Here is a 16,090-nt window from a genome sequence, read left to right on the forward strand (position 1 = left end):
CAGGTGAGCGCAGACAGTGCAGTCAGGCGGATCAGCACTCCACCCAGTTCACCGCCAGACCGCCTCGTGAAGTCTCTTTGTATTTGTCATGCATGTCGGCGCCGGTATCACGCATGGTGCGGATCACCCGGTCGAGTGAGATGAAGTGGTTGCCGTCGCCACGCAGGGCCATTTGTGTTGCGTTGATGGCCTTCACCGCAGCGATCGCATTGCGTTCGATGCACGGCACTTGCACGAGGCCGCCGACCGGGTCGCAGGTCAGGCCAAGGTTGTGTTCCAGGCCAATTTCGGCTGCGTTTTCCAGTTGCTCGGGAGTGGCGCCGAGTATTTCGGCCAGACCGGCGGCAGCCATGGCGCAGGCCGAGCCGACTTCGCCCTGACAACCGACTTCGGCGCCAGAGATCGACGCATTTTTCTTGCACAGAATGCCGACGGCGGCCGCGGACAGGAAGAAAGCGACGACGTCATCGTCAGACGCCTCCGGGTTGAACTTCATGTAGTAGTGCAAAACCGCCGGAATGATCCCCGCTGCGCCGTTGGTCGGCGCGGTGACCATGCGCCCGCCGGCAGCGTTTTCTTCGTTGACGGCGAGGGCGAACAGGTTGACCCATTCCATCGCCGACAGCGTCGAGCTGATCACATTCGGTTTGCCGATTTCCAGCAGGCTGCGATGCAGTTTTGCTGCACGGCGCGGTACCTTCAGACCGCCGGGGAGGATGCCTTCGTGGCGCAGGCCCTGCTCGACGCACTCGCGCATCACCGACCAGATATGCAGCAAACCCTGACGGATGTCCGCATCGCTGCGCCAGGCACGCTCATTGGCCATCATCAGCTCGGACACCCGCAGGTTGTGCTGCTTGCACAGCGACAACAACTCGGCGGCGCTGGAAAAATCGTAAGGCAACACTACGTCACCCGACGGCGCGACACCTGACTCAGCTTCCGCCGCTTCGATGATGAAGCCGCCGCCGACCGAGTAGTACGTCTGCGTAAACAGCTCGGCAGATTCGCCAAAGGCTGTCAGCGACATGGCATTGGGGTGGTAGGGCAGGCTCTCGTCCAGCAGCAGGAGATCGCGTTGCCAGTCGAAGGCAATCGACCGTCCGTCGGCGAGGGGCAGTTGCCCGGTGTGGCGCAGTTGCTCGATGCGCGCATCGATGGTCGTCGGGTCGATGCTGTCCGGCCATTCGCCCATCAGGCCCATGATCGTGGCGCGGTCGGTGGCGTGACCCACGCCGGTAGCCGACAGCGACCCGTACAAACGGATTTCAACGCGGCACACATCATTGAGCAGACGTTGATCGCTCAATGCTTGAGCAAAGGTCGCTGCGGCGCGCATCGGGCCGACCGTGTGGGAACTGGACGGGCCGATGCCCACTTTGAATAGATCGAAAACACTGATAGCCATGCTAAACCCTTACAAGCAATGGAGGAGGAATCGCTGCCATTTTTTGTCGGACAAGCGCAATGTCGGCGATACTGCCTCGCTCGGTCGGACGTGACCAACGAAACTTCCTAAGACAGCCTTTAGCAGGACTAAACGATGAGTCGTCAATTGCATGCGCAGACCTACGTCTGGCTGCAGGTGTTTTCCTGTGCCGCGCGGCACCTTTCCTTCACCCGTTGTGCTGAAGAGCTGCACATCACGCCGGGCGCGGTCAGCCAGCAAATCCGCCAACTGGAAGAGCGCCTCGGCTTTCGGCTGTTTCACCGGCGTGCGCGGGGCGTGGAGTTGAGTGCGGAAGGCCAGCGGCTGGCGATCACGGTGAATGAGGCGTACGGCAGCATCGACGCTGAATTGCGTCGACTGGATGCCGGGATGATCAGCGGGATCCTGCGGGTGCGTTCCATTCCATCGTTCCTCAGCAAATGGCTGACGCCGCGTTTGCCGCGCTTGCAGCAGCGCTACCCGGACATTCAGTTGCGACTGGTGGCCGAGGACAGCAGCGTGCCGTTGCATGAGGGCGATTTCGATTTGGCCATCGACCTGAACGACGGCAGTTATCCGGGATTGTTATCCACAGCGTTGCTCGATGAGCAGATTTTCCCGGTGTGCGCGCCAAGCCTCTTGCGCGGGCGCCCGCCGCTGCACGGGCCGGTGGACCTGGTGCATTTCCCCTTGCTGCACGACATCACCGCCTGGCGCGGCAGTTATGAATATGCGGAATGGGAATTTTATTTGAATGCGATCGGCTTCGAAGGCGCCGACGTGCGGCGTGGGCATACCTTCAATCGCAATCACCTGACCATCGAAGCGGCAATCGCCGGCATGGGCGTCGCGATTGCGCGGCGCACATTGCTCAATGATGAGCTGGAGCGGGGCGCGTTGATCGTGCCGTTCGGGCTGTCGGTGCCCAATCACAAACGTTACGTGTTGCTGTATGCGCCGGGCGCGTTGAGTCATCCGGGCGTGCGTGCAGTGCACGACTGGCTGGTAGAGGAGGCAGGGATTTTTCGCGGCTTGCACCCGTTAAACGATGGGCAATTGTGAGCAAATTTTGCAGGAAGGCATGTCGACCCAACTCCCGACCTTACCAGCGCTTTGTCCGGTTGTCCGGCTTTTTTTGCGAATGAATATTTATCTTTTTTCAGGGGTTGAAATGTTCGACGGTCGGGCCGATTGTTGTAACCAAGGGGTCAGGAAATTCAATTCGAGGCCTCTCGCGAGCTAGCTGAAATAAGGGATGAACTATGCAAATCCAAGTCAACAGCGATAACCATATTCAAAGTAGTCAACGACTGGAGGAGTGGGTACGCACCACCATTGAGAGCACGCTCGAACGTTATGAAGAAGACCTGACCCGTGTCGAAGTCCATCTGAGCGACGAGAACGGTGACAAACCAGGTCCCCATGACTTGCGCTGCCAACTGGAAGCGCGGCCAAAAGGCCATCAACCGGTTTCCGTTACCCATAAAGCCGATTCGCTGGAACTGGCGATCGATGGCGCTGCCGAAAAACTCGAGCACGCGCTGGAACACCTTTTTGGCAAACTGCGAGGTAAACCACGCGCCGCTGTGGTGCCGTTCAGCAAAACGAACGACGCGCTGCTGGAAGAAGAATTTCTAGAGAACGAACAGGCAGCGATCAACAGTTGATGCGCTGATTATTAAAGTCACCCAATGAGAACGGGCCTGCTGATGCAGGCCCGTTTTTGTTTGTGGTGTTGCCAAGTGTTGTGCACGGCTCAGGCCCCAAACCCTCACCCCAGCCCTCTCCCGGAGGGAGAGGGGGCCGATCGAGGTGTCTGGCGTTTCCATCGACCTGAAATACCGCGCCGATTACGGATTCGGTGAAGCAGGATCAGGTCGGCGTATCTCTGCAGCATCCCCAATCAGTCCCCTCTCCCTCTGGGAGAGGGTTAGGGTGAGGGGCTCTTCAAAACGTCAGAACGCCACAGAAGTCTGCACGTACACAGTGCGCGGCTCACCCACATACTTCCCCTTGTTGTTGTCATCGAACGACCGCGTGAAGTACTGCGTGTTGAAGATGTTCTTCACGCCCACCGCCACATTCAAATCCGACAGTTGCGGCCCAAAGTCGTAACCTGCACGGCTGCTGAACAGCATGTAGCCCGGGATCTTGCCGGTGCTGCCGTCAGCGCTTTCTTTTGAGGTGTTGGCGTTGTCGGCGAACTGGTCGCTCTGGAAGCTGCTGTCCAGATTCAACTTCCACGGCCCTTCGGTATAACCGACGCCAACCGTGCCTTTGTGTTTGGAAGAGAACGGCACGCGATTACCCTTGTTCGGTCCATCTTCGCGGATGGACGCGTCAACATAGGCGTAGGAGGCATAGACGTCGAAGCCGGCCAGTGCCGGGCTCAAGTCATCGAGCGCGTAGTTGATGCTGGTCTCGATGCCTTGATGGCGAGTTTCGCCACGGGCGATCACCGAATCATTGGTCTGGTTGCTTTCGTACTGGTTGTCGAAGTTGATCAGGAACGCACCGATTTCCGCGCGCAATGCGCCGTTGTCATAGCGAGTGCCCAGTTCCCAGGTGCGGGCCTTCTCCGGTTTGACCTCACCACTGGTCACACGGTTGGGCATCTGGCTGTACTGCACGCTGCCGAACGAGCCTTCGGTGTTGGCGTACAGATTCCAGCTATCCGTCAGGTGATAAAGCACGTTCAACGCCGGCAGTGCGGTGTTGTAGTCGCCCTTGTACTTGACGTTGGTCAGGTTGTTGGTCTGCTGGGATTCGATCATCTCGTAGCGCACGCCCGGGGTGATCGTCCATTTGCCGATGTCGATACGGTCGTCGACGAAGAACGCATTGGCTTCGGTGCCGCCCCGAGTGTCGCGGTCGTTACGGCTGTTGGTGGTCGGGTATTCGTTGCTGGCGATCGGCGTGCGATAGCGCAATTCGTGGCCGGCCTCGTTGATGTAGCGGTAGCCGACGCCGACTTCATGGCTGGTCGGGCCGAGGTCGAAGCCTTGGGCGAAACGGGTTTCGAAACCGCGCACCCAATACTCGCGTGGTGACAGCGACAGGAACGTGCCCTGGTCCAGATAACCGCTGCGCAGGGTTTTGGTGAAGAACGTGTTGGCGGTGAATTCGCGGCGATCTTCCTGATAGCGATAACCGAAGTTGAACATCGTGCGACGGCCCCAGAACTGGTCTTTCGGGCGCGTCGATTGGTACGGATCGGCATCGTAATCAGCGACGTTCAAACCGCCGGGCATGTCCGCTTTACCTTCGTAATACTGGGCCATGGCGTTGAAGCTGTTGGCATCGTCGAGCTGATATTTGCCCTTGAGGATCAGGTCGTCGATTTCGGTGTCGCTGTGTTCGCGCCAGTCGCCACCGCGGGTGCCGGAGTACAGAAGGGCGCCGCCCAGACCGTTGGCGTTGGTGCCGCCGGCCAGCAGATTGGCGCTGGTCTTGAAGCCGTCGTGGCTCGACGAAGGGCTGGTCTCGGTCTGAAAGCCCCCCTTGACCGTCGGCTCGTCAGGAATCGCGCGGGTAACGAAGTTGACGACGCCGCCGACGTTCTGCGGGCCGTAACGTACTGCACCGCCGCCGCGCACCACGTCCACGGCGTCCATGTTGCCCATGCTGATGGGCGCGAATGACAACTGCGGCTGACCGTAAGGGGCGAACGGCACCGGGATGCCGTCCATCAACACGGTCGAGCGTGCAGCCAGGCGCGGGTTCAAACCACGGATGCCGAAATTCAGCGCCATGTCATGGCTGCCGGTGCCGTTGTTTTCCGGAGCGTTGACGCCGGGAATACGGTTGAGCACATCGCGTGCCTGAGTTGCGCCCTGGCGTTCGAACTCTTCGCGGCGGATCACGTCGCGGGCGCCGGGATGTTCAAACACGTTGATCTGCGCCGCGTCGCCGAGCCAGTCGCCGACGACTTTCGAGGTGTCCAGCTCCAGTGCTGCATCATTGACCGGTTGCAGGCTGAAAGCGTTGTTGCCCTCGGCGCGGGCTTGCAAACCGGTGCCTTCGAGCAATGCATCCAGACCTTGCTCGGTCGTGTAATTACCTTCCAGACCACGGCTTTGCACGCCGCTGGTGACTTGCGAACCGAACGAAATCAGCACCCCGGCTTCACGGCCGAACTGATTAAGGGCGTTTTCCAGCGAAGACGCTGCGATGTGATACGCCTTGGCATCGCTGGCCATTGCAGCGGGCAGGGCGCTGAAGCTCAGGCTGGCGCCGAGGATGAGATTGCGCAGGCTGCGGGCCAGTGGCGTGAGGCGGGTGGGGTGCATGGTGGATGATCCTGAGAAGGTTGAATCAAGGGGGCTTTCCTTCTCTGTCACGCCAGATCTGAAAAACGGCTCATTTATTTTCAAGATCAAAAGATCGCAGCCTGCGGCAGCTCCTACAGGGTGAACACAAATCCCATGTAGGAGCTGCCGCAGGCTGCGATCATTTGATCTTGCCGTTAAACCCGCGCCTCAACATGGACCCAGTAGCGGGTAAAGCGCTTCACCTTCACCGGCAAGCTGATTTCCAGCAGATCCAGAATCCGCTCACTGTCGTCCAGCGGATACGTTCCGGAGATCAGCAACCCGGCAACCTTGGCATCGCAATTGAGCTGCCCGCGCCGGTAGCGGCCAAGTTCTTCGAGGAAGTCGCCGAGGCGCATATGCGCGGTCACCAACATGCCGTCCGCCCAGGCGCCGCTGTTGGCGTCCAGTGGTTTGGCGTCGCTGGCGGCAGTCGTGGTGAAACTCAGTTGGCGAGCGACGGGCAGCAGCATCGGCGCGCGTTCGCTGGTGGCCAGTTCGACTTGACCTGCAAACAGCGCAACCTGTGTGCGATCGGCAAATTGCCGCACATTGAGCCGTGCGCCCCGGGTTTTCAGAATGCCCTGCGCGGTGTGTATTTCGAACGATTGCGCGGCCGTCAGGAGAATTTCGCCTTCCAGCAAGCGGATCAAACGTTGATCGACGCGCACGTCTGCCGCACTGCCCGTGTTCAGTTGCAACTGATCGTCCGCCCCCAGCCCGATCTTGCGACGCTGGCCAATCGGGCTGCGGTAATCGGCGAGCAGCGACGGCAGCGGATTGTGCTCGCGCAGGCCCCAGGTGGCGGCAGAACCGGCGCCGAGAATCAGCAGCAGTTTCAGTGCCTGACGTCGGCTGCCGGACTTCGGCCTGTTCAATGCCGCATGCGCCAGCGGTGAAGAAACACCGCGTAAACGCTGGTTGACTCGTTGAATGTGTTCCCACGCGCGGCGGTGCTCACTGTGGGCATCCAGCCACTGCTGCAACGCCAGTTGCTGGCGCGTGGTGAGCGCGCCTTGCTGCACTTCCATCAGCCAGTGCACCGCTTGTTCAGCCACTTGCGAGGAAAAATCCGGCGCTTGGTTCATAGCGCGAAATAGCAGCGCAGCGCCGCTTTGTTCAGATGACGTTTGACCGTGGCCACGGAAATATCCAGTTCGGCGGCGATCTGCGGGTAGGTCAGGCCATCGACCTGCGCCAATAGAAATGCGCGCTTGACCTGACGTGGCAGACCATCGAGCAACTGATCCAGATCGATCAGGGTTTGCAGGATGATCGCTTTGTCTTCTTCCGACGGCGCCACCACGTCCGGCATCTGCGCCAATGTTTCCAGATAGGCGCGCTCCAGATCCTGGCGGCGGTAGTGATTGAACAAAACCCGTTTGGCGAGGGTGGTGAGGAAGGCGCGTGGTTCGATGATCACCGCTGGCTCGCGCGCGGTGAGCACTTTGATAAAGGTGTCCTGCGCCAGATCCGCCGCGCTGTCCGGGCAGCCGAGCTTGCGCCGCAGCCAGCCGGTAAGCCAACTGTGGTGAGCCTGATAAAGCGATTCGACGGGATGGGCGGATGGCAACGGTAGTGCTCCGGGCGCTTTCGCTCTGCGGCAGAAAGCATGCGTTAGAGAACAAGAATGGTTCGCATTGTAGGGGCGCAGGTGGCTTGCCGGCAATCAGATGCTTTTGCATATGAGAATATTTATCATTAAACTCGATCGCCTGTTGGTTCGGCTTGTCGGCCGGACGTTTTTCGTTTCAGGGTCGAAACATGAAAGCCAAACTCGCCGCACTCCCGCTGTCCTACCGTCTGGCCGTTACCTCGCGGGTGCTGGCGGCGGTGTTTGGCGGCTATCTGGTCGCCGCGCTGGCCAGTGTCACCCTGACGATGTGGCTGCCATTGAGCCGAGCCGAAGCCGTAGTGACGGGCATGACCGTTTCCTTTCTGGTCTATCTGGTCGCGGTGCTTTGGTGTTTTGCCTGTCGCACGGCGTGGTCGGCATGGGTCGGTTTGCTGGTGCCGAGTGTGATTCTGGCGACCATTTCCGGCGCGGCGCGGGGGTTGGGTTTCGCATGAAAGAGGGTTTCCGCCAGGCCATGGCATGGCTGCACACCTGGACCGGGCTGGTGTTCGGCTGGTTGCTGTTTGCGATTTTCCTGACCGGAACCCTGGCTTACTTCAACGACGAAACCAGTCACTGGATGCAGCCGGAAATTCCCGCACGGCCGATCAATGCCGAGGCGAGCCTGACGCTGGCGCAGGATTATCTGCAGCAACACGCGGCCGGCGCCACGCGTTGGCTGATCGATTTGCCCAATGCCCGTGATCCCGGTCTGACCGTACGTTGGCAACAGACGCCAGCCAAACCCGGCGAGCGTGGCCGGTTCGAATCGAAAACCCTCGACGCGCAAACCGGTGCCCAGGTGCAGGGGCGCGAAAGCATGGGCGGCGAGTTCTTCTACCGCTTCCATTTTCAGCTGCAAATGCCTTATCCGTGGGGCCGCTGGCTGGCCACAATGGCCGCGATGGTGATGTTCGTCGCGCTGATCACCGGGATCATCACCCACAAAAAAATCTTCAAGGACTTCTTCACGTTCCGCCCGCGCAAAGGCCAGCGTTCCTGGCTCGACGGGCATAACGCCGTGGGCGTTCTGGTGCTGCCGTTTCACTTGATGATCACCTACAGCAGTCTGGTGATTTTCATGTCGATGGTCATGCCGGCGAGCATCGTGGCCTCTTATGGTGGCGACGTTCGCAAGTTCTACGATGAGGTTTTTCCTGCGTCGAAAAACCCGGAACGGGCCAACATTCCTGCCGCACTGGCACCGATGGCGCCGCTGCTGGCCAAGGCCAGCGAGCAATGGTCGGGTGGCACCACCGCCCGACTGTCCGTGAGCAATCCGGGCGATGCAAATGCCACGGTGGTGTTGTCCCGCGCGGGCGATCGTGTGGTGCACGATTTCGGTCGCGCGGTGACCTTCAACGGTGTCACTGGGCAGATGCTCGGCAGCTCGCCGGAGCAACCTGTGGCGATGGCCGTGAGTGGCGCGTTCTACGGTTTGCACATGGGCCATTTCGCCGGGCCCGTATTGCGCTGGCTGTATTTCATCTGTGGTCTGGCCGGTACGGCGATGATCGGTACCGGGCTGGTGATCTGGCTCGGCAAACGTCAGCTCAAGCACGCCAAGAGCGGCGTCATGCCGTTCGAATTGCGCCTGGTGGAAGTGCTGAACATTGCCAGCATGGCGGGGTTGGTGACGGCGGTGGCGGTGTTCTTCCTGGCCAATCGGCTGTTGCCCGTGAGTCTGGCCGGGCGTGCCGATTGGGAAGTGAATGCATTCTTTATCGCCTGGGGGTTGAGCGTCGTGCATGCGTTGTTGCGCCCGGGGCGCAAAGCCTGGGTTGAACAGCTAGGGTTGGGCGCCTTGCTGTTTATTGCGCTGCCTTTGATCAATGCGCTGACCACGCCGTGGAACCTTGGCGTAACGCTTGTGCAGGGTGATTGGGTGCTCGCCGGTTTCGACCTGACCTGTCTGGGGACAGGCGTTTTTCTGGCGTGGGCCGCGTGGAAAATGCAGCGCGTCGGCAACACCGTCAGCGTGAAAAAAACTCGCCGCGAAATGCCTCGGGGCGTCACGCTCGAGCAAGGGACAAACTGATGCTGCTGGCGCTATTGCTGTGCTACGGCGGGTTCACGGCATTGTGTCTGTCCATGCCTCGGCACCACGATGAATTGCTCGGCCATAAACCGTCGACGCGACGGGGTCAGGCTCTGAAGCTGACGGGGTGGCTGCTGCTGGGTTTGTCGCTTTGGGCGGCCGTCAAAGCCAACGGCTGGAGTCTGGGCCTGGTCGATTGGTTCGCGGTGCTGATGCTCAGTGCGTTGGCGTTGGTGCTGTTGCTGCCGTATCGCCCGCGTCTGGCTTTGGCGCTGGCCGGTTTGAGTCTGTTGGCCAGTCCGGTCGCAGCCTGGGCGCAGTGCTGACGTGCTGATCGGTCATCCCCCGGAATCGCGCGACGACCAGCCGCTTGGCGCGCGTGCGCATTTTCTTCAGGTGTTCCTCTCCCAGCGTTCACAGATGGAAGCGCTGGTGAGCCGCCGCGTTGGCTGCCGGGCGACGGCGGCGGATCTGGTGCAGGATCTGTTTTTGCGTTTCTGGCGCCGGCCGCTGGTACAGGTCGAGGAACTCAGCACCTACCTGTTGCGCTGCGCCGGCAACATCGCCATCGACCATTTGCGCAGTGAAGGCACGCGGGTGCGCGTCAACGAAGGTTGGCAACCCGACGAGCCGGACAGCCACGGCAGCGAACCACAAGCAGCGCTCGAAGCCGGTAATGATCTGCGCCATGTCGAAGCGGCGTTGCGCGCCTTGCCCGAACGCACCCGGCAGATCTTTTTGCTCAATCGAATACACGGTCGCAAGTACGCGGACATCGCCAAAGCCATGGGCCTGTCCCAAAGCGCCGTGGAAAAACATATGATGCGCGCCCTCGAGGCCTGCAAGGCCAGCCTGCGCGAACCCGCGCCACGCACGCCAGGGAAAGCACCGTGAAGCACACCGACTGCGTCACTCCGACGCCCGCCCAGGAACAGGCCGCTTTTGCCTGGCTGAGCCTGTTGCATGATCGGCCCAGCGCAGGGGATCAACTCACGTTCAGCCAATGGCTGCGCGCCGACCCCGCCCATGCCGAGGCTTACGCCCAGGCGCAGGTAATCTGGGAATTGAGTGAAAGCCCGGCGAAAACGTTGGCCGATGAAGAGGCTTTCGCGCTGCAAGGCTATCTCAACGTTATGGATCGCACGCGTCGTCCGCCGCTCTTGCGCTGGTCCGGCGGGTTGGCAATGGCCGCGTGTCTGTTGTTGATGATCAGCTTCGGAACGGGCTGGCAACCGCAGCGTTGGCTGGATGATCTCAATGCCGACTATGTTTCTGCACCGGGCGAAGTCCGCACCGTAACCCTCGCCGATCAATCGCAAGTGACGCTGGACGCCGACAGTGCCATTGCCGTGGATTTCAGCCAGGGCAAGCGCCATGTGCGGTTGCGTCGCGGCGCCGGGTTTTTCAGCGTCACGCACACGGGCGATCCATTTGTGGTCGAGGCCGAGAAGGGCCAGGCGCGGGTGCTTGGGACGCAATTCGAAGTGCGTCTGCAACCCCAGGGGGCGCAGGTGACGGTGTTGTCCGGGCGCGTCGGCGTGACGGCCGATCAAGGGGGCGAGCAGCAGATTCTCACCGCCGGCCAGCAAGTGGCTTACGGTGATGGGACTGCGGAAAAACTGCATGCCGTGGACAGCGAGGCGCAACTGGCCTGGCGCCAGGGCTGGCTGACTTACTACAAATCGACGCTGGCGGATGTGGTGCAGGATCTTCGCCGCTATTACCCGGGGCGGATTGTCTTGCTCAACGATGAGCTGGCGGCGCGCAGGGTCAGCGGCAGTTTCCCGAGCAAGGATCCGCAGGCAGTGCTCAATTCCCTGCAAGGAGTCTTGGGGTTTGAGCAGCATCGGGTTTTGGGGCAACTGATAATTCTGCGCTGACGTTGCCGGCCTCTTCGCGAGCAGGCTCGCTCCCACATTTTGAAATGCGATCTCCTGTGGGAGCGAGCCTGCTCGCGAAGGCGTCAGACCAGACAACACATCTCTCGAAAAATAATTTCAGAAATATAGTGAGGTAAACCCGAGCCCCATCCGTGTAGTGACTGAAACTGCGAGTCATTCGCATCCGTTGCGGTTCTACACAGGTCATTGAGCAATGAAGTCCAGGGCAAAATCGGGTTCGGTCAAACAATGGTTGGGCGTTTCGGCGTTAAGTTTATCGGCATTGGCGCTGTTGCCGATGAGCGTCGCGTTCGGCGCTGAAACCGTCAGCAGCCAGGCGCAAAAGCAATTCAATTTCGCATTGGCTGCCAAACCGTTGCCGCAAGCCCTGAGCGACTTCAGCCGTGTCACCGGGCAAAGCGTGGTCTACACCGATGAAGCGCCGTACGGCCTCACCGCGCCAGCCGTCAATGGACAGATGAATGCAGAACAAGCGCTGCAACGTCTGCTTGCCGGTTCCGGCCTGAGCTTTCGCCGCACCGACAGTCACACCCTGGCACTTGAGCCGCAGCCCACCGAAGGCGCGCTGAATCTGGGCGCCACCACCATCACCTCGATGCGCGATGAGTCGACGAGTTACCAGCCGCCGCCAACCAGTTCGGTGATGCGTTCCTCGGCCTCGCTTCAGGAAATCCCGCAGACCGTCAATGTCATCCCGGCGCAGGTCATTCGCGATCAGGCGCCGCGCAATCTCGACGACGCGCTGGCCAACGTCAGCGGCATCACCCAAGGCAACACGCTGGGCAGCACCCAGGATTCGGTGATGACCCGCGGCTTCGGTGATAACCGCAACGGCTCGATCATGCGCGACGGCATGCCGATCGTGCAGGGGCGTGGCATGAACGCCACGGTCGATCGCGTCGAAGTGCTCAAAGGTCCGGCTTCCTTGTTGTATGGCATTCAGGACCCGGGCGGCGTGGTCAATCTGGTCAGCAAGAAACCTGAACTGACGCAATACAACGCCTTGACCTACACCGGTTCGACCTACGGCGACGGCAAGAACGGCAGCGGCGGCACCTTCGACAGCACGGGCGCACTGGGCGATTCCGGGCTGGCCTATCGCATGGTGGTGGATCATGTCGACGAAGATTATTGGCGCAATTTCGGCACTCATCGGGAAACGTTGATCGCCCCTTCGCTGGCCTGGTATGGCGAACGTACTCAGCTGTTATTCGCTTATGAACATCGCGAATTTCTCACCCCGTTCGACCGTGGCACGCTGATCGATCCGCGCACCAATCACCCGCTGGACATCTCGCGCAAGCAGCGTCTCGACGAGCCGTTCAACGACATGGAAGGGCGTTCGGATCTGTATCACTTCGAAGCCGATCACGAACTCAACGACGACTGGAAAGCCCACTTCGGCTACAGCTGGAACCGCGAAACCTACGACGCCAGCCAGGTCCGCGTGACCGCCATAAACACCCAAAACGGCACGCTGACCCGCAACATGGACGGCACCCACGGCGCGATCAGCACCGACCGTTTCACCACCGCCAGCTTTGAAGGCAAAGTCAACGTGCTGGGCATGCAGCATGACCTGGTGTTCGGCGTCGATGACGAGTACCGCAAGATCTACCGCGCCGACCTGATCCGCCAGAAAAGCCTGAGCACCTTCAGCTACACCAACCCGGTGTATGGGCGTGAAGTCGAGGGCTCCACGGTCAGCGCCGCCGACAGCGCTCAGACCGATGAACTGCGCAGCGACTCGGTCTTTTTGCAGGACTCCATCCACCTCAACGACCAGTGGATTCTGGTCGCCGGCGGGCGTTTTCAGGAATACGACCAGTACGCCGGCAAAGGCGTGCCGTTCAAGGCCAACACCGACAGCAACGGGCAAAAGTGGGTGCCACGCGCCGGTCTGGTGTATCGCTATACCGACGAGTTGTCGTTCTACGGCAGCTACACCGAATCGTTCAAGCCCAACTCGACCATCGCTCCGCTGAGCGGCAGCAGCACCGTGCTCGACGGCAGCATCGCGCCGGAAGAAGCGAAGTCGTGGGAGCTGGGTGCGCGGCTGGACATGCCGGGGCGCATCACTGGCAATATCGCGCTGTTCGACATCAAGAAACGCAACGTGCTGGTGGCGAATTCCGAAGGCCCGACGACAATTTACAGCGCGGCCGGTGAAGTGCGCTCCCGGGGTCTGGAAGTGGACATGACCGGTCAGTTGAGCGACCGCTGGAGCATGATCGGCAGCTACGCCTACACCGATGCCGAAGTCACCGAAGACCCGGAATACAAGGGCAAGCGTTTGCAAAACGTGGCGAAGAACAGCGGCTCATTGTCGGCGGTGTATGACTTCGGCAGCGTGATCGGCGGCGATCAGTTGCGCGTTGGCGCCGGGGCGCGCTACGTCGGTGAGCGGGCGGGTAACGCGGTGAATGATTTCGATCTGCCGAGCTACACCGTGGCCGACGCTTTCGCCACTTACGACACCAAAATCGAAGGGCAGAAGGTCAAGTTTCAGCTCAACGTGAAGAACCTGTTCGACCGTACTTATTACACCTCGTCGGCGAGCCGGTTCTTTGTGTCGATGGGGGATTCGCGGCAGGTTTCGTTGTCCAGCACCCTGGAGTTCTGATCCGCAACCGCGTCATCGTTCATCGCTGGCAAGCCAGCTCCCACAAGGATCTGGGTCGAGCACATATTTCTTGAGCGACTGAAGACTTTGTGGGAGCTGGCTTGCCAGCGATGAGGCCCTGACAGACAGCGAAAATCACTGATCTAACGCAAAAACGCCTGCCGATATTCGCCGGGCGTCCCACCCAACACCTGCCTGAAACGATTGGTGAAATGACTCGCACTGGCAAACCCGCACGCCAAGGCAATTTCACCCAATGGCAACGCCGTCCCCCGCAACAACTCCCGCGCCCGACTCAAGCGCCGGGCCAGCACGTATTGATGCGGCGGCAGCCCGAAGCTCATGCGAAACATTCGCGCAAAGTGATACTCCGACAACGCGCACAACCCGGCCAGTTGCCCCAGGCTGATCGGCTCGGCCAGCTGACTGTCGATGAAGTCCACCAGTTGCCGGCGTTGGTGCGGTGCCAGCCCGCCTTTCAAACGTAAACTCTGCCGGGCACCGACCTGACTGAGCAAGGTGTGGCTGATCAATTCATGGGCGATGCTGCTGGTAAGCAAACGCTCGGCGGGTTCGTCCCAGTTCAGGTTCAGCAATTGCCGAAAGCGCTGCGCTTGCTGCGGGTCTTCGAGGAAGGTCTGCTCGCGCAGTTGCATCTCGCGTGGCTCGCGATCGAGCAACGTCACACAACCGAGGGCAAATTGTTCGGCGCTGAAATACAGGTGCGCCAGGCGGATATCGCCATTGATCACCCAGCCTGATTCGTGATCCGCCGGCAGGATGCACAGCTTATCCGGCCCGCCCTTGTGGCCCGGCTGACCGCGACGAAACGTGCCAGTGCCACCGGCGATATAGCACGAAAGGGTGTGATGGCTCGGCGCTTCGTATTCCTGGGCGTCGTGGTGATTGGTCCACAGGGCCGCAGACAAGCCGTCACCGAGCTCGGCGCTGTGCACAAGGCATGCGTTCGGCGAGCGGTTAAGTGCCTGGAAGACTTGCAGGTTTTCGATGGTGGCCATGATCGGTTCTCTTCAACGACTTGCATCCTACTCCGTCGCCTTCGCGCTGCCAGCCAGTCGGCCGACAAAAGCGCAAGTTTATGCAAGCGCGGCCTCCAGGCCGCAGCGGACACTGGAAATCAATTGAGGAGTGTCCATCATGAACCTGTCGTTGTATCTGTTGACCGTGCTGATCTGGGGCACCACCTGGATTGCCTTGAAATGGCAATTGGGCGTGGTGGAGATTCCCGTGTCGATCGTCTATCGCTTTGGCCTGGCCGCGCTGGTGCTGTTTGCGCTGTTGCTGCTCAGCCGACGGTTGCAACCGATGAACCGGCGCGGGCACCTGATCTGCGTGGCGCAGGGCGTGTGTCTGTTCTGCGTCAACTTCATGTGCTTTTTGACCGCCAGCCAGTGGATTCCCAGCGGTCTGGTGGCGGTGGTGTTTTCCACCGCTACCTTATGGAATGCGCTCAATGCACGGGTGTTCTTCGGTCAGCGCATTGCCCGCAATGTGCTGATGGGTGGGGGATTGGGGTTGTTCGGCCTGGGCCTGTTGTTCTGGCCGGAACTGGCCGGCCATCAGGCTACGCCGCAAACCTTGCTCGGTCTTGGCCTGGCACTGTGCGGTACGTTGTGTTTCTCGGCGGGTAACATGCTCTCGAGCCTGCAACAGAAGGCCGGGCTCAAACCGCTGACCACCAACGCCTGGGGCATGGCTTACGGTGCCGCGATGCTGTCGGTGTGGTGTCTGGTCAAAGGTATCCCGTTCGAAATGGACTGGAGCCCGCGATATGTCGGTGCGTTGTTGTACCTGGTGATTCCCGGCTCGGTGATTGGCTTCACCGCCTACCTGACGCTGGTCGGGCGAATGGGGCCCGAACGTGCAGCGTATTGCACAGTGCTGTTCCCGGTGGTGGCGTTGAACGTTTCGGCATTTGCCGAAGGTTATCAATGGACGGCGCCGGCGCTGGCGGGCCTGGTATTGGTGATGCTGGGCAATGTGCTGGTGTTTCGCAAACCACGCACATCCGTATTGCCGAGCCAGGGCAAACTGGCCTGAAACCCGTGAGCGCTGCGCGTTCAGCGCTCAACTTTTAGGCGTGGCGATCAGGTTGCAAGTCAGATGTTTCGGGAAAATGAACGGGCAAGTGCTGCAGAGCACTCGGCCTGTTT

At 60.4% G+C, this 16,090-nt stretch carries 14 protein-coding genes; 9 read left to right on the forward strand and 5 right to left on the reverse strand.

Annotated elements, in window-relative coordinates:
• Window positions 1-31: 31 nt before the first annotated feature.
• Window positions 32-1,408, reverse strand: a complete 1,377-nt coding sequence (locus AB4P97_RS00390; protein WP_042557720.1) for an L-serine ammonia-lyase — start codon at window positions 1,406-1,408, stop codon at window positions 32-34.
• A 135-nt stretch (window positions 1,409-1,543) separates the two neighbouring features.
• Here AB4P97_RS00390 and AB4P97_RS00395 point away from each other — a divergent pair, with 135 nt between their 5' ends.
• Both AB4P97_RS00395 and AB4P97_RS00400 read left to right on the forward strand, forming a co-directional pair.
• Window positions 1,544-2,491: a LysR substrate-binding domain-containing protein gene (locus AB4P97_RS00395; protein ID WP_042557721.1), complete on the forward strand. Its 948-nt coding sequence runs from the start codon at window positions 1,544-1,546 to the stop codon at window positions 2,489-2,491.
• A 200-nt stretch (window positions 2,492-2,691) separates the two neighbouring features.
• Window positions 2,692-3,096 (forward strand): HPF/RaiA family ribosome-associated protein, encoded by a 405-nt coding sequence (locus AB4P97_RS00400; RefSeq protein WP_047299805.1) that lies wholly within the window; start codon window positions 2,692-2,694, stop codon window positions 3,094-3,096.
• A 288-nt stretch (window positions 3,097-3,384) separates the two neighbouring features.
• On the opposite strand, the gene fecA is transcribed toward AB4P97_RS00400, so the two are convergent.
• From fecA to AB4P97_RS00415, 3 genes are all read right to left on the reverse strand, one after another.
• The gene (fecA, locus tag AB4P97_RS00405) at window positions 3,385-5,718 is read right to left on the reverse strand and encodes a TonB-dependent Fe(3+) dicitrate receptor FecA (RefSeq protein WP_395601930.1); all 2,334 of its coding nucleotides are present in this window, start codon (window positions 5,716-5,718) and stop codon (window positions 3,385-3,387) included.
• 176 nt (window positions 5,719-5,894) lie between these two features.
• Window positions 5,895-6,827, reverse strand: coding sequence for a DUF4880 domain-containing protein (locus AB4P97_RS00410; protein WP_395601931.1), 933 nt, complete (start codon window positions 6,825-6,827; stop codon window positions 5,895-5,897).
• Window positions 6,824-7,312, reverse strand: coding sequence for a sigma-70 family RNA polymerase sigma factor (locus AB4P97_RS00415; protein WP_200611074.1), 489 nt, complete (start codon window positions 7,310-7,312; stop codon window positions 6,824-6,826). The genes AB4P97_RS00410 and AB4P97_RS00415 overlap by 4 nt, the downstream gene beginning before the upstream one ends.
• A 191-nt stretch (window positions 7,313-7,503) precedes the next feature.
• On the opposite strand from AB4P97_RS00415, the gene AB4P97_RS00420 reads away from it, so the two are divergent.
• The 6 genes from AB4P97_RS00420 (at window position 7,504) to AB4P97_RS00445 (ending at window position 13,916) form a co-directional block, all read left to right on the forward strand.
• Window positions 7,504-7,809, forward strand: a complete 306-nt coding sequence (locus AB4P97_RS00420; RefSeq protein ID WP_042557726.1) for a DUF3649 domain-containing protein — start codon at window positions 7,504-7,506, stop codon at window positions 7,807-7,809.
• Window positions 7,806-9,392 (forward strand): PepSY-associated TM helix domain-containing protein, encoded by a 1,587-nt coding sequence (locus tag AB4P97_RS00425; protein WP_395601932.1) that lies wholly within the window; start codon window positions 7,806-7,808, stop codon window positions 9,390-9,392. The genes AB4P97_RS00420 and AB4P97_RS00425 overlap by 4 nt, the downstream gene beginning before the upstream one ends.
• On the forward strand, window positions 9,392-9,718 hold the full coding sequence (locus tag AB4P97_RS00430; protein ID WP_395601933.1) for a DUF3325 domain-containing protein: 327 nt from the start codon (window positions 9,392-9,394) through the stop codon (window positions 9,716-9,718). Before AB4P97_RS00425 ends, AB4P97_RS00430 begins: the two co-directional genes overlap by 1 nt.
• 1 nt (window position 9,719) lies before the next feature.
• Window positions 9,720-10,286, forward strand: coding sequence for an RNA polymerase sigma factor (locus AB4P97_RS00435; RefSeq protein WP_395601934.1), 567 nt, complete (start codon window positions 9,720-9,722; stop codon window positions 10,284-10,286).
• Window positions 10,283-11,272, forward strand: coding sequence for a FecR family protein (locus tag AB4P97_RS00440; RefSeq protein ID WP_395601935.1), 990 nt, complete (start codon window positions 10,283-10,285; stop codon window positions 11,270-11,272). Before AB4P97_RS00435 ends, AB4P97_RS00440 begins: the two co-directional genes overlap by 4 nt.
• Before the next feature lie 214 nt (window positions 11,273-11,486).
• A complete protein-coding gene (locus tag AB4P97_RS00445) occupies window positions 11,487-13,916 on the forward strand; it encodes a TonB-dependent siderophore receptor (RefSeq protein WP_395601936.1) in 2,430 nt (809 codons plus the stop codon).
• 143 nt (window positions 13,917-14,059) lie between these two features.
• Here AB4P97_RS00445 and AB4P97_RS00450 read toward each other — a convergent pair whose 3' ends face one another.
• Window positions 14,060-14,935: a helix-turn-helix domain-containing protein gene (locus tag AB4P97_RS00450; RefSeq protein ID WP_395601937.1), complete on the reverse strand. Its 876-nt coding sequence runs from the start codon at window positions 14,933-14,935 to the stop codon at window positions 14,060-14,062.
• Window positions 14,936-15,074: 139 nt separating this feature from the next.
• Between AB4P97_RS00450 and AB4P97_RS00455 the strand changes: the two genes are divergently transcribed.
• Complete coding sequence (locus AB4P97_RS00455) at window positions 15,075-15,977, forward strand: DMT family transporter (protein ID WP_042557733.1); 903 nt, start codon at window positions 15,075-15,077, stop codon at window positions 15,975-15,977.
• Window positions 15,978-16,090 lie beyond the last annotated feature (113 nt).

The sequence above is a fragment of the Pseudomonas sp. A1230 genome, from assembly GCF_044218825.1.
In the GTDB taxonomy this organism is placed as follows: Bacteria; Pseudomonadota; Gammaproteobacteria; order Pseudomonadales; family Pseudomonadaceae; genus Aquipseudomonas; species Aquipseudomonas iridis.

Coding starts and splice junctions, on each gene's coding strand:
- AB4P97_RS00390 (WP_042557720.1), bottom strand. CDS start 1,408: ATGGCTATCAGTGTTTTCGATCTATTCAAAGTGGGCATCGGCCCGTCC.
- AB4P97_RS00395 (WP_042557721.1), top strand. CDS start 1,544: ATGAGTCGTCAATTGCATGCGCAGACCTACGTCTGGCTGCAGGTGTTT.
- AB4P97_RS00400 (WP_047299805.1), top strand. CDS start 2,692: ATGCAAATCCAAGTCAACAGCGATAACCATATTCAAAGTAGTCAACGA.
- fecA (WP_395601930.1), bottom strand. CDS start 5,718: ATGCACCCCACCCGCCTCACGCCACTGGCCCGCAGCCTGCGCAATCTC.
- AB4P97_RS00410 (WP_395601931.1), bottom strand. CDS start 6,827: ATGAACCAAGCGCCGGATTTTTCCTCGCAAGTGGCTGAACAAGCGGTG.
- AB4P97_RS00420 (WP_042557726.1), top strand. CDS start 7,504: ATGAAAGCCAAACTCGCCGCACTCCCGCTGTCCTACCGTCTGGCCGTT.
- AB4P97_RS00425 (WP_395601932.1), top strand. CDS start 7,806: ATGAAAGAGGGTTTCCGCCAGGCCATGGCATGGCTGCACACCTGGACC.
- AB4P97_RS00430 (WP_395601933.1), top strand. CDS start 9,392: ATGCTGCTGGCGCTATTGCTGTGCTACGGCGGGTTCACGGCATTGTGT.
- AB4P97_RS00445 (WP_395601936.1), top strand. CDS start 11,487: ATGAAGTCCAGGGCAAAATCGGGTTCGGTCAAACAATGGTTGGGCGTT.
- AB4P97_RS00450 (WP_395601937.1), bottom strand. CDS start 14,935: ATGGCCACCATCGAAAACCTGCAAGTCTTCCAGGCACTTAACCGCTCG.
- AB4P97_RS00455 (WP_042557733.1), top strand. CDS start 15,075: ATGAACCTGTCGTTGTATCTGTTGACCGTGCTGATCTGGGGCACCACC.